Origin of the sequence: Bradyrhizobium sp. NBAIM18, assembly GCF_020193825.1 — a bacterium.
GTDB lineage: Bacteria > Pseudomonadota > Alphaproteobacteria > Rhizobiales > Xanthobacteraceae > Bradyrhizobium > Bradyrhizobium yuanmingense.
The window spans coordinates 156,336-169,055 of the sequence record NZ_JADYVO010000006.1 but is presented as its reverse complement, the minus strand read 5'-3'; the positions used below and the strand labels follow the sequence as shown (position 1 = coordinate 169,055).

General features: G+C 66.0%; 14 protein-coding genes. 11 read left to right on the top strand and 3 right to left on the bottom strand.

What is annotated here, in order from left to right; translation table 11 throughout:
- Positions 1 to 2 precede the first annotated feature (2 nt).
- The gene (locus I6F17_RS15935) at positions 3 to 1,751 is read right to left on the bottom strand and encodes a methyl-accepting chemotaxis protein (protein ID WP_225127247.1); all 1,749 of its coding nucleotides are present in this window, start codon (positions 1,749 to 1,751) and stop codon (positions 3 to 5) included.
- A 204-nt stretch (positions 1,752 to 1,955) separates the two neighbouring features.
- Here I6F17_RS15935 and I6F17_RS15930 point away from each other — a divergent pair, with 204 nt between their 5' ends.
- The 7 genes from I6F17_RS15930 (at position 1,956) to I6F17_RS15900 (ending at position 7,272) form a co-directional block, all read left to right on the top strand.
- Positions 1,956 to 2,702, top strand: a complete 747-nt coding sequence (locus I6F17_RS15930) for a YebC/PmpR family DNA-binding transcriptional regulator (RefSeq protein ID WP_225127249.1) — start codon at positions 1,956 to 1,958, stop codon at positions 2,700 to 2,702.
- Positions 2,703 to 2,826: 124 nt separating this feature from the next.
- On the top strand, positions 2,827 to 3,354 hold the full coding sequence (gene ruvC, locus I6F17_RS15925; protein WP_225126363.1) for a crossover junction endodeoxyribonuclease RuvC: 528 nt from the start codon (positions 2,827 to 2,829) through the stop codon (positions 3,352 to 3,354).
- Complete coding sequence (gene ruvA, locus I6F17_RS15920) at positions 3,351 to 3,968, top strand: Holliday junction branch migration protein RuvA (protein ID WP_035998377.1); 618 nt, start codon at positions 3,351 to 3,353, stop codon at positions 3,966 to 3,968. Before ruvC ends, ruvA begins: the two co-directional genes overlap by 4 nt.
- 131 nt (positions 3,969 to 4,099) lie before the next feature.
- Entirely contained in the window at positions 4,100 to 5,158 is a 1,059-nt protein-coding gene (ruvB, locus tag I6F17_RS15915) for a Holliday junction branch migration DNA helicase RuvB (RefSeq protein WP_225127252.1), read from the top strand.
- A gap of 128 nt (positions 5,159 to 5,286) precedes the next feature.
- Complete coding sequence (locus I6F17_RS15910) at positions 5,287 to 6,207, top strand: metallophosphoesterase (RefSeq protein WP_225127254.1); 921 nt, start codon at positions 5,287 to 5,289, stop codon at positions 6,205 to 6,207.
- A gap of 68 nt (positions 6,208 to 6,275) precedes the next feature.
- Complete coding sequence (ybgC, locus tag I6F17_RS15905) at positions 6,276 to 6,725, top strand: tol-pal system-associated acyl-CoA thioesterase (RefSeq protein WP_225127256.1); 450 nt, start codon at positions 6,276 to 6,278, stop codon at positions 6,723 to 6,725.
- A 79-nt stretch (positions 6,726 to 6,804) separates the two neighbouring features.
- Positions 6,805 to 7,272 (top strand): nuclear transport factor 2 family protein, encoded by a 468-nt coding sequence (locus tag I6F17_RS15900; protein WP_036021747.1) that lies wholly within the window; start codon positions 6,805 to 6,807, stop codon positions 7,270 to 7,272.
- Positions 7,273 to 7,466: 194 nt separating this feature from the next.
- Here the strand turns inward: I6F17_RS15900 and I6F17_RS15895 are convergent, their stop codons facing one another.
- The gene (locus tag I6F17_RS15895; protein WP_225112979.1) at positions 7,467 to 8,174 is read right to left on the bottom strand and encodes a type 1 glutamine amidotransferase; all 708 of its coding nucleotides are present in this window, start codon (positions 8,172 to 8,174) and stop codon (positions 7,467 to 7,469) included.
- Between the two features lie 28 nt (positions 8,175 to 8,202).
- On the bottom strand, positions 8,203 to 9,129 hold the full coding sequence (locus I6F17_RS15890; protein WP_036021753.1) for a LysR family transcriptional regulator: 927 nt from the start codon (positions 9,127 to 9,129) through the stop codon (positions 8,203 to 8,205).
- A gap of 151 nt (positions 9,130 to 9,280) precedes the next feature.
- Here I6F17_RS15890 and I6F17_RS15885 point away from each other — a divergent pair, with 151 nt between their 5' ends.
- From I6F17_RS15885 to I6F17_RS15870, 4 genes are read left to right on the top strand one after another with little or no spacing between them, the layout of a single operon-like run.
- The gene (locus I6F17_RS15885; protein WP_225127258.1) at positions 9,281 to 10,237 is read left to right on the top strand and encodes an N-carbamoyl-D-amino-acid hydrolase; all 957 of its coding nucleotides are present in this window, start codon (positions 9,281 to 9,283) and stop codon (positions 10,235 to 10,237) included.
- A gap of 37 nt (positions 10,238 to 10,274) precedes the next feature.
- Complete coding sequence (locus I6F17_RS15880; protein ID WP_225127260.1) at positions 10,275 to 11,102, top strand: ABC transporter substrate-binding protein; 828 nt, start codon at positions 10,275 to 10,277, stop codon at positions 11,100 to 11,102.
- Complete coding sequence (locus I6F17_RS15875) at positions 11,099 to 11,956, top strand: amino acid ABC transporter permease (protein WP_036021759.1); 858 nt, start codon at positions 11,099 to 11,101, stop codon at positions 11,954 to 11,956. The genes I6F17_RS15880 and I6F17_RS15875 overlap by 4 nt, the downstream gene beginning before the upstream one ends.
- Positions 11,953 to 12,717 (top strand): amino acid ABC transporter ATP-binding protein, encoded by a 765-nt coding sequence (locus tag I6F17_RS15870; protein ID WP_036041413.1) that lies wholly within the window; start codon positions 11,953 to 11,955, stop codon positions 12,715 to 12,717. The genes I6F17_RS15875 and I6F17_RS15870 overlap by 4 nt, the downstream gene beginning before the upstream one ends.
- Positions 12,718 to 12,720 lie beyond the last annotated feature (3 nt).

The window sequence follows — 12,720 nt, the reverse complement described above, 5'->3', positions numbered from 1 at the left end:
CGCTACAGCTTGTAGGCGGTGCGGAAGCCGCCCCAGTGCCGGCCCTGCACGCGGATCGGGACGTCGATCTCCCGCATCATCACCGTGTTCCCGTTACCCATGTCGCGCGCATAGCTCTGGACCAGGTACGATCGCAGGTTGCGCGCGGCAGCTAACCCCGCCGGATCGTTGAAGATGCGCCGGTTGCGGCTGTTGGCCGTGTTCCAGGCGACGTCTGCCGGCCGCTGCGGATGCGAATAGATCTTGTTGTGCACCGGCAAAAAGCCGTTGCGGTCGACCATGGCGCAGAACGCCATCCGCGACTCCCGCGCCAGAAAGGCTTCCTGGAACGGCGGCAGGGCGCGATCGGCCCAGTCGAGATATTTGGTGCGGTATTGCTGCGGATTGGTGCCGGCGATTTCCAAGTAGTCCGTGTCGAAGAGGTCGTCGAGCTTGACCTCGCCGCGCGCAACCGCCTGCTCGAATATCTGCGTCAGCGCATTGCCCGCCTCCATGGCGCGGGTGACGAACTCGGTGTTCTCCTCATGGATCGACCAGAGCTTGTCCTCGATCTTCTCGTTGAGAGCGGCGGTGGAGCCGACGAATTGCGCGCGGGCGCCGGCCTTGGATTGCTCGACCACGCGCAGGCGGCAGGCGCCGATGTCCTCTAAGCTGCCTTCGATCGTCGCTTGCGTTGCGAGCCGGCTTGCGTCCGCGCCGCCGATCAGCACGCCCTCCATCGCAATTTCATAAACCGGCATCACGCCGCGTGCGGTCTCGAATTTGAGGTGGCAGGGCAGCCGCTCGGTCTTGCGGCGGTCGTCGTGCTCGCTCTGGCGCAGCAGCACCGCGCAGCGCGATTTCAGCTTCTGGGCGAAGGTGGTGACGGCCTTGCCGGCGCTGGCGACGCTCTCGCCATGGGTCTCGGCCGCCTTGGTCGCCGCGTCGATCTCGGCCGCGCTCTCGCCGACCGAGATGATGAACTCCGAGGCGCTGGCGGCATTGCCGGAGACTTCGCTGGTCGTGGCATTCTGCTCGGCGACCGCGCCGTTGACGGTGTCGAACACCGGACGGATCGCCTCGATCGCCTGCGAGATGCGGTGCACGGCGTCCGCCGAGCCGGCGGCGTCGCGCTGCAATGCGTCGATCTTCTTCGTGATCTCCTCGGTCGCACTCTGGGTCTGCACCGCGAGCGCCTTGACCTCGGTGGCGACGACGGCAAAGCCTTTTCCGGCTGCGCCCGCGCGCGCGGCCTCGATCGTCGAGTTGAGCGCGAGCAGCGTGGTCTGCCGCGCGATCTGCGCGATCAAATTGACGACGTTGCCGATGGCGGCGGAGGATTCGCGCAGGCGGTCGACATTGGCGCGGGCTTCCTGCGCGGCGGCGCTGGCCTCGTCGGCGAGCTTGCCGGCTTCCCGGACCTGCGCGCCGATCCCTTGCGCGGACTGGGTGAACTTGTCGGCGGCATGGGCGAAGGTGGAGGCGGTGGATTGCGCCGCGTTGGTCCGGCCGGTCAGGGCGTCGGTGCGGTCGCGAATGGCGGCGAGGGTCGCCGCGGTCGCCTCGGCGCCGCCGGCCACCGAATTGGCGGCGCGCTCGAGCTGGCGGATCATGGCGCCGAGCTCGAGTTCCAGCAATTCCAGGATTTCCCGGGCCGAATCACTTTCGGCGGCCGGGGCGGGTGCGGCAGGGGCCGCCGGCTGCGCAGCCTCCGGGGCTGCCGCAGGCGCGGCCGTGTCCGGCAGACGCTTCCGAAATAATCCGAACGCCATCAGCTCTCTCTTGTCGGGGGACGGTCGGTTGCTATTTTCGCAAACCGGAATGAAATCAGGGTTAACGGTGCCCGACATTGAGGCAGGGCACTACGTCGCTACCTCCGGATCGGGGGAGCCCCCTTTCATTCCGGTGGGTTGGCGGCCTATAAGGCCGCGCTTCCCACGCTCATCTTTGGCTGACGATTTCTCAAGAGACCACGCATGGCCGGACATTCCCAATTCAAGAACATCATGCACCGCAAGGGGCGGCAGGATGCCCAGAAGTCGAAACTGTTCGGCAAGCTGGCGCGGGAAATCACCGTCGCCGCCAAGCTGGGCACCCCCGACCCCGCCATGAACCCGCGCCTGCGCGCCGCCGTGATCGCCGCGCGGCAGGAGAACATGCCGAAGGACAATATCGAGCGCGCCATCAAGAAGGCGCTCGGAAGCGACGGCGAGAATTATGACGAGATCCGCTACGAGGGCTACGGCCCCGGCGGCGTCGCCGTCATCGTCGAGGCGCTGACGGACAACCGCAACCGCGCCGCGTCCGACATCCGTTCCTTCTTCACCAAGTCCGGCGGCAATCTCGGCGAAACCGGCTCGGTTTCCTTCATGTTCGACCGCACCGGCATCATCGAATACGACCGCAGCGTCGCCTCCGATGACGCCGTGCTGGATGCGGCGATCGAGGCCGGCGCCGACGACGTGGTGTCGGGCGAGAGCGGCCACGAGATCTACGCCTCGACCGAAAGCTATCGCGACGTCGCCAAGGCGCTGGAAGCCAAGTTCGGCGAGCCGCGCAAGGCCGCGCTGATCTGGAAGCCGCAAAACACGGTGACGGTCGACGACGAGACCGGCGAGAAGCTGCTCAAGCTGATGGACCTGCTCAACGAGCACGATGACGTCCAGCAGGTCTACGCCAATTTCGAGGTGTCGGACGCGCTTGTTGCGAAGATGGGCGGATAGGCCGCTCTCGTGTCCCGGACGCGCTGCAGCGTGAAACGCTGCGGCGCTGGGCCGGGACCCATTCCCCTGTTACTTCCGTTCTGTTTCTGTTTCGCATCCCGCGGCCAGCCGCTATCACTGGCCCATGACTGCGCTCCCGATTCGTGGCCCCGTTCGCATCATCGGCATCGACCCCGGCCTGCGCCGCACCGGCTGGGGCGTGATCGAGGCCGAGGGCAACCGCCTGATCTACGTGGCCTGCGGCTCTGTGGAACCGCCGGACGATCTACCGCTGGCGAGCCGGCTGCTCGCGATCCATGAAGGGCTCGCTTCCGTCTTGTCCAATCACCAGCCGCTGGAAGCCGCGGTGGAGCAGACCTTCGTCAACAAGGACGGCGTTGCAACGCTGAAGCTTGGCCAGGCCCGCGGCGTCGCCATGCTGGCGCCCGCAATGTTCGGCATCTCTGTCGCAGAATACGCGCCGAACCAGGTCAAGAAGACGGTGGTCGGCGCCGGCCACGCCGACAAGCAACAGATCGCGATGATGCTGAAAATTCTGCTGCCGAAGGCCGAGCCGCCGTCCGCGGACGCAGCCGACGCGCTCGCCATCGCCATCACCCACGCCCATCACCGCCAGAGCACCGCTCTCAGGCTGAAGGTGGTGGGGATATGATCGGCAAGCTTAAGGGCTTGATCGATTCCTACGGCGAGGATTTCGTCATCCTCGACGTCGGCGGCGTCGGCTATCAGGTACATTGCTCCTCGCGCACCTTGCAGCATCTGCCCTCGCCGGGTGAGGCCGCTGTGCTGTCGATCGAGACCTATGTCCGCGAGGACCAGATCAAGCTGTTCGGCTTCCGCACCGATCAGGAGCGCGAATGGTTTCGCCTGCTCCAGACCGTGCAGGGCGTCGGCGCCAAGGTCGCGCTGGCCGTGCTCGGCACGCTGTCGCCGGCCGATCTTGCCAATGCCATCGCGCTGCGCGACAAGGCCGCGGTGGCGCGCACGCCCGGTGTCGGCCCCAAGGTCGCCGAGCGCATCGTCACCGAATTGAAGGACAAGGCGCCGGCCTTCGCCAATGTCGATCCCGCTGTTGTGCATCTTGCCGGCGCCGTCGACGACCAGCGCGCGCCGCGGCCCGTCGCTGATGCGATCTCCGCGCTGGTCAATCTCGGCTACGGCCAGCCGCAGGCCGCCGCGGCGATTGCATCGGCCTCGCGTAGCGCGGGTGAGGGCGCCGAGACGGCACAGCTGATCCGGCTCGGGCTGAAGGAACTCGCGAAGTGAGTGCGTCAATGGTCAGTCTCGTAGGGTGGGCAAAGCGAAGCGTGCCCACCATCTACAAAGCGAGCAGCGACATGGTGGGCACGGCGCGAAGTGCGCCTTTGCCCACCCTACGATCCGATGGAGTTCGCTGAGTGAGCGATCCGAAGGCCAGCCGCATGGTCTCGCCCGAGCGCCGCAGCGATGATGTCGGCGACACCGCGCTGCGGCCGCAATCGCTGTCCGACTTCGTCGGCCAGCAGCAGGCGCGCAAGAATCTCTCGATCTTCATCGAAGCGGCGCGCAAGCGCGGCGAGGCGCTGGACCACGTGCTGTTCGTAGGTCCCCCGGGGCTCGGCAAGACCACACTGGCGCAGATCGTCGCCAAGGAGCTCGGCGTCGGCTTCCGCGCCACCTCGGGTCCCGTGATCGCCAAGGCCGGCGATCTTGCGGCCCTCTTGACCAATCTCGAAGAGCGCGACGTGCTCTTCATCGACGAGATCCATCGCCTCAGCCCCGCGGTGGAAGAGGTGCTCTATCCCGCGATGGAGGACTTTCAGCTCGACCTCATCATCGGCGAGGGCCCGGCGGCGCGCTCGGTCAAGATCGAGCTGTCGAAATTCACGCTGGTCGGCGCCACCACGCGCGCCGGCCTTCTCACCAATCCCTTGCGCGACCGCTTTGGCATTCCGGTCCGGCTCAACTTCTACACGATCGAGGAGTTGGAGAGCATCGTCAGCCGCGGCGCGCGCGTGCTCAACGTCGGCATGAGCGCCGATGGCGCCAACGAGATCGCGCGCCGCGCCCGCGGCACGCCGCGCATCGCCGGCCGCCTGCTCCGCCGCGTGCGCGATTTCGCCTCGGCGGCCGATGCCGACAAGATCGACCGTAAGATTGCCGACCATGCGCTGAGCGCGCTCGAGGTCGATGCCGCAGGGCTGGACGCGATGGATCGGCGCTATCTCTCGACCATCGCGCTCAACTATGGCGGCGGACCGGTCGGCGTCGAGACCATGGCTGCGGCCTTGTCGGAGCCGCGCGACGCCATCGAGGACATCATCGAGCCCTATCTGATCCAGTGCGGCTATCTGCAGCGCACGCCGCGCGGCCGCCTGCTGACCTCGCACGCCTTCCGCCATCTCGGTCTCGCCGAGCCCTCGCGCGATGCGGCGGCGCAGTTCGGCCTGTTCGGCACGGATGACAGCGACGAGTGATCTGCCGAACCTCGCGCCGTTCCGGCTTGATGAATTTCCGTTAACCTCGTGCAGACGATCTGCACGAACGCACCCCAATTCCGCTCCAATCGGATATCATCAAGGCGCCGCATCATCATCGGGCTTCCATGATCACGCGCCGTCATCTCATCCGTTCCATCGGCGGTCTGTCCGCCCTCGGCGTCTCGACCGCAGCCTACGGCGTCGGTGTCGAGCCGGTGCTGCGCCTTCGCGTCACGCGCTATCATCCGATGCCGCGGCAGTGGCCGGCGGATTTTCCGCTGAAGATTGCCGCCATCGCTGACATCCATGCCTGCGATCCCTGGATGTCGCTGGAGCGCATCGAGGGCATCGTCGACCGGACCAACGCGCTCAAGGCCGATCTCATCGTGCTGCTCGGCGACTATGTCGCCGGCCTTCACCACGTCACGCGCTTCATTCCGTCGAGCGAATGGGCAAGGGTGCTGGCGCGCCTGAAGGCGCCCCTCGGCGTTCATGCCGTTATGGGCAACCACGACTATTGGGATGACAGAACCGTGCAGCGGGCCGGGCACGGGACGACCATCGCACATCGGGCGCTGGAGACGGCCGGCATTCCCGTCTACGAGAACGATGCTGTGCGTCTTACCAAGGACGGCCGTCCGTTCTGGCTTGCCGGCCTCGGCGATCAACTGGCCTTCCTGCCGGCGCGGCGCTTCCGGAGCATGGCGCACTTCGGTGCCGACGATCTCAACGCCACGCTGGCCAAGATCACCGATGATGCGCCGGTCATTCTGCTCGCGCACGAGCCCAATGTCGCTCCGCTCGTGCCCGCGCGCGTCGCGCTGCAATTGTCCGGCCATACCCATGGCGGCCAGGTCCGCCTGCTCGGCTGGTCGCCGGCCGTCGCGCCCAAGAACGGCCTGCGGCTCGCTTATGGCCATTTCCGCCTGAAATGCGATCTCATCGTCTCCGGCGGCCTCGGTTGCAGCATCATGCCGCTCCGCTTCGGCGTGCCGCCCGAGATCGTTGAGGTGACGCTGGGAAGATCGGGTCTGGTTGTGTCCTAACACGCTTGCGCGTCCGGCTGTTTTTGCGCAAAACGTGCCGGTTACCGACCAGCGAAGAGGCTCGCGACGTGACAGCTCATCTCGACGGCGAGATCCGCGACGGCCGCCACCACATGCAGGTCCGGGTCTATTACGAGGACACGGATTTTTCCGGCATCGTCTATCATGCCAATTACCTGCGCTACATGGAGCGCGGACGCACCAATCATCTCAGGCTGATGGGCGCCGAGCAGCAGGTGCTGTTCGAGCAGTCCGAGACGGACGGCGCGGGCTTCGCCTTCGTGGTGCGCTCGATGCATCTGGACTTCTTGAAGCCCGCGCGAATGGACGACGTGCTCGACGTCGTGACCTGGCCGGTCGCGGTGAAGGGGGCATCCATCATGCTGGCGCAGGAGGTGCGGCGCGGCGACGACGTGCTGGTGAAAGCCGAGGTCCGCGTCGCCTTCATCAGTGGCGGCCGTGCCCAGCCGATTCCGAAATCGATCCGCCAACTGATGAAGGCCGATCTGGTTACGTGATCGCTCGATAGCGGATCGCCTATCGACTCTGCCAATTGCGACGATACATTCGCGGTCCCGATCAACCGATGAGGCCACCATGTCGCGCCCGCCGCTTCCACCCTTCACCCGCGAGACCGCCGCGCAAAAGGCCCGGATGGCCGAGGACGCCTGGAATTCACGCGATCCGGTGCGGGTCTCGCTCGCCTATACCGAGGACAGCCGCTGGCGCAACCGTTCGGAAGTGTTTCAGGGCCGCGAGGCCATCGTCGCCTTCCTCACCCGCAAATGGGAGAAGGAGCAGGATTACCGCCTGATCAAGGACCTCTGGGCCTTCGACGGCAGCCGCATCGCGGTGCGCTTCCAGTACGAATGGCACGATGCAAGCGGCCAGTGGTACCGCTCCTACGGCAACGAGCAATGGGAGTTCGACGAGCACGGCCTGATGAAGCGGCGCGAGGCCTCGATCAACGACATCGCCATTGCGGAGAAGGATCGCCGGTTTCACTGGGCGGCGCCGGGCCCGCGGCCGGCCGATGTGCCGGGGCTGGGAAGCGAGCCGTTCTGAAATTAACAAAGCGACCGCTGCTTCACCCTCTCCCCTTGCGGGAGAGGGTGGCTCGCCGCATAGCGGCGAGACGGGTGAGGGGTCTCTCTCCTCACGAGCAGTCCGGCGAATGGATAGAACCCCTCATCCGGCGCTTCGCGCCACCTTCTCCCGCAAGGGGAGAAGGGAAGACGAGTGCGTCTCGAGCTTCGTAGTCAGGTGCGCTTAGCCAGAAACCGCGTAATCGCCCCGCCGAGCTTCGCATTATCCATCGGCTCCGCCAGCGACGCCCTCGCCGTGGCAACGACATCCTCAGGTGCCTTGCCATCGCGCAGATCGCAGCACACTTGCGCGAACCCGACATCGAATTCCGGATGCGGCTGCACTGTCAGCGTCGCGCCATTGGCATAGAGCAGGCCGGCATGCGGGGTGAATTCGGAGGAGAGGATCGTCAGCGCATCGCTTGGCGGCTCGATCACCTGGTCCTGATGCGAGGCGGCGACCGCGACCGCTTCACCGTCGATGACGCCGTTCTCCGGCAGCACCTGATAGACATGCCGGCCGATGCCCCAGCCCTGTTCTGATTTGCGCACGGTGCCGCCGAGCGCCTGCGCGATCAGCTGGTGGCCAAAGCAGACACCGACCATCGGTGTCTTGTGGGCGTAGGCCGTCCGCACGAAATCTTCCAGCGGCGCGATCCAGTCGAGCCCGTCATAGACCCCGGCCGCCGCGCCGGTAATGAGGACGGCCTCGAGCTTGCTCGGATCGGGCAGCGCATCGCCGTTGGGAATGCTGACGACCTCGATCGTCGCGGCCGGCTCCTCGGCGCGGATCATGCGCGCGAACATGTCCGGAAACGAACCGTGGCGCTCGCGGTATTTTTGCGGCACCTCTCCGGTCTCGATGATGGTGATGCGTGCCATGGGCCTCCCGGTCAAAAGGTTGCGAAGCTCAGCCGCTTTCTGCCCCATGTTGCTGGTGCGGCGCTGTGCGCTCGAGCAGAGCGCTCTCCTTGCGGATCTCGTTGAGAAAGGCCTTGGCCAGACGCGACAGCGGCTCGGCTTCAGACCATAGCATATAGGCGACCGCCTGCGTCGTCGGCGTGAACGGACGGACGACGAGGCCGCTGCCGCCGTTCTGCCGCGGCGAGAAAGGATCGACCACCGCCGCGCCGACGCCGGCGGCGGCCAGCACGCAGGCCGTGTTGCAGTAGCGCACCTCGACCGTCGGCCGGAACGGCGCGCCGGCGCGGGCAAAGCTGTCGCGCACGGCTTCGCCGAGCCGCGTGCCGCGTTCGAGCCCGATGAAGGGTAGGCCGGAGAGATCGGAAGCGGAGATCATCGGCCGGTCGGCGAGTGGATGCTGTGGCGGCAGCACGCAGACCATCTCGCCGGTGTGCACCACCTCGTGTGCGATCCCTGGATGATGCGTGAGGCCGAGCGCGAAGCCGAGCTCGGCGACGCGGCTCAGCACACCCTCGATGATGCCCTCATAGCGCCGTACGTCGAAGAACACCCGCGTCTCCGGGCGGCGGCGCAGGAAGCCCGACAGCGCGGACGGAATGATGCTGTACGCGAGCGGCGGCGTCGCCACGATGGCGAGATGCCCGGACCGGTTCTCGCGCAAATCGCGCATGCGGTTCTCGAGCTTGGCGTGCAGCGCGAAGATCGCCTCGCTCTCCTTGTAGAGCGCCATCGCTTCGGCGGTTGGAAACAGCCGGTTGTTGACGCGCTCGAACAGCGCAAAGCCCGCCTGCGCCTCCATCGTCTTCAGCGCGTTGCTGACCGCCGGCTGCGACAGCGCCAGCTCGTCCGCCGCCGCCACCGTGGTGCGGTGGCGGATCACGGCGCGAAGGATCTCGAGCTGACGCAGGTTCATATCACTGCCGATTATAGTCAGGGCCAAAACATCATAGCAACGCGAATTGATTTTGCAGCACCGCTCGCCCGTAATGGCAGCGGATTTGCACGTCGCATCAAAGGGTTCGTTCGCCCATTGAGGCAGCACTGCGCACAGATTGGAGGCAATCTTGGTTCGTGTCCTTCGCGCCGCCGCCGCTCAGATGGGGCCGACGCAAAAAGCCGATACGCGCGAGCATACGTTGTCGCGGATGCTCGACATGCTCGATGAGGCGGCCGGTCGGGGTGCGAGCCTTGTGGTGTTTCCGGAGCTCGCCTTCACCACCTTCTTCCCGCGCTGGCTGCTCGAAGGCGAGGCGCTCGACCGGTATTTCGAGCGCGGCATGCCGAACCCCGCGGTGGCAAAGCTGTTCGACCGCGCACGTGCGCTCCGCGTCGGCTTTTATGTCGGCTATGCCGAGCTGACGCCGGAGGGCCGGCGCTACAATTGCTCCATCCTGCTCGACCGCGACGGCGAGGTTCTCGGCCGCTATCGCAAGGTGCACCTGCCGGGCTCGGTTGAGCCGCGTCCGGGCGCGCGCTACCAGCAACTCGAGAAGCGCTACTTCGAATATGGCGACCTCGGCTTTCCCGCCTTCCGCGCCGGCTCATCCTGGGCCCACGCCATCATGGGCATGATGATCTGCAACGATCGGCGCTGGCCCGAATCCTGGCGCGTGCTTGGTCTGCAAGGCGTCGAGCTCGTCTGCATCGGCTACAATTCGGCGGCCTACGATCCCAACGGCGGCACGACCGAAGACGGAGCCTTGCGCACCTTCCACTCGACGCTGGTGACGCAGGCCAACGCCTACATGAACGCGACCTGGGCGATTTCGGTGGCGAAGGCGGGCGAGGAGGACGGCTCCGGCCTGATCGGCGGCTCCTGCATCGTCGATCCCAATGGCCGCATCGTCGCGCAGGCGCAAACGCTGGCCGACGAGGTGATCGTCGCCGACATCGATCTCGACCTCTGCCGCCAGGGCAAGGACAAGATGTTCAACTTCGCCGCCCACCGGCGGCCCGAGCAATACAGGGTGATCACCGAGCGTGCCGGCATCATCGAGCCGGCCGTTCTCGACGCAGATTGACCAACGGCCGGTCGCGGCGTTGGCAAAAGGAGCTGACATGACACGCCTCTCGTATTTGCTTGCCTGCGCAGCGCTGGCTGCGGTGACGTCGGCGCGAGCCGCCGAGCTGCCGGCGGAGATCAAGCAGGCCGGCACGCTGAAGCTCACGGTCAATTCCACCTACGCGCCGATGGAATATCGCGACCCCGCAACCAACGAGCTGGTCGGGCTCGACATCGATCTGGCGAAGGAGCTCGCCAAGCGGCTCGGCGGGCTGAGGATCGTCTGGAGCGAGACGCCGTTCGCCGAGCTGATCCCGTCGCTCACGACCAAGCGGGCCGACTTCATCATTTCTGGCATCTCCGATCGTGCCTCGCGGCGCGAGACCGCCGACTTCGTCGATTACCTCGCAACCGGCCCGCAGTTCTTCGTGATGGCGGAGAGCGCGGTCAAGGACGCCACCGATCTCTGCGGCAAGAAGGTCGGCACCACCCGCAGCACCAGCTTCCCGGTCGAGATCGAGAAGTGGAGCAAGCAGAATTGCGAGCCGGCCGGCAAGCCGGCGATCCAGTACGTTCCGGGCGAGAATTCCATCGACGTCCGCAACCAGCTCAAGCAGGGCCGCATCGACGCCGCCGTGCAGGGCAGCGAGACGTTGCCTTATGCGCAGCAACAGGAGCCCGGCAAGTACCGCATCGTCGGCGAGCCCTTTGCCAAGGGCTATCAAGGCATCATGTTCCGCAAGGACGATGCCGCCTTGCGCGAAGTCGTGACCGAGAAACTCGCGGCGATGATCGCTGACGGCTCGTACAAGGCCATTCTCGACAAATGGGGCTTGGGGACCAATGCAGTCGCCCAGCCCATGCTGAACGCGGCGCCGCAATGAAGCAGGCGCCGGCACTCGCGCAAGGATTTCCCGATCTGTCGGGCATGCGGATCGCGCGCGAGCCGCACTGGTTTCGCTGGATCAGCGCGGCCCTGATCGTCCTCGTGCTGGCGGCGATCGCGCGCGCCTTTGCGAACGGCCAGATCGAATGGTCCTATGTCAGCCGCTTCCTGACCGCAAAGGTCATCCTCGAAGGCATCGTCAACACCATGGTGATGGCGGTGCTGGCGATGATGCTCGGCATCTTCCTTGGCATCGTCGTCGCGATCATGCGGCTGTCGCCCAATCCGGTGCTGAAGTCGGTCGCCGCCGGCTACACATGGCTGTTTCGCGGCACGCCACTGATCCTGCAGCTGCTGCTGTGGTTCAACCTCGCGCTGGTGTTTCCGACCATCGGTATCCCCGGCCTGTGGTCTGCACGCGCCGTCGATGTCATGACGCCGTTCCTTGCCGCGCTGCTCGGGCTCGGCATCAACCAGGGCGCCTACACCTCCGAAGTCATGCGCGCCGGCATGCTGTCGGTCGATATCGGACAATATGAGGCGGCGCAGGCGATCGGCATGGGACGGCTGCGGGCGCTGCGCCGGATCGTGCTGCCGCAGGCGATGCGCGTGGTAATCCCGCCGCTCGGCAACGAGTTCATCGGCATGGTGAAGGCGACCTCGCTCGCCAGCGTGATCCAATATCCGGAGCTGCTGCACAATGCCGAGAACATCTACTACGCCAATTCGCGCGTGATCGAGCTCCTGATCGTCGCCGGGCTCTGGTACCTGCTCGCGGTCTCGATCCTGACCCCGCTCCAGATGTTGCTCGAACGCCGCTTTGCGCGCGGTACATTGCGGCTGGCGCGATGACAAAACCGCTCGTCGCGATCCGCTCCGTAGCCAAGAACTTTGGAGAGTTTCAGGCTCTCAACAACGTCTCGCTCGACGTGTGGCCCGGCGAGGTGATGTGTCTGATCGGCGCCTCCGGCTCCGGCAAGACCACGCTGCTCCGCTGCATCAATCAGCTCGCCACGATCGATGCCGGCGGCATCTGGCTCGACGGCGAGCTGCTCGGGGTGCGCGAGCAAGGCGGGAAGCTCCATCGCCTCAGCGAGCGCGAGATCGGGCGGCAGCGGCTCAAGACCGGCATGGTGTTCCAGCGCTTCAACCTGTTCCCGCACAAGACCGCGCTGGAGAACATCACGGAAGGTCCGACCCAGGTGCAGGGGCGCAAGCCGGACGAGGTGCGCGCCGAGGCGCTCGAGCTATTGCGCCGCGTCGGATTGTCGGCCAAGGCTGACTGGTATCCGGCGCAGCTCTCCGGCGGCCAGCAGCAGCGCGTCGCGATCGCGCGGGCGCTCGCCATGAAACCGATGCTGATGTTGTTCGACGAGCCCACCAGCGCGCTCGATCCCGAGCTCGTCGGCGAGGTGCTCGCGGTCATGAAGGAGCTGGCGCGAAGCGGCATGACCATGATGGTGGTGACGCACGAGCTCGGCTTCGCCCGCGAGGTCGCCGACCGCGTCGTCTACATGGATCAGGGCGCGATCGTCGAGCAGGGCCGCGCCTCCGACGTGTTGGGCGCGCCGCGCGAGGAGCGCACCAAGGCATTTCTTTCGGCAGTGATCTGACAT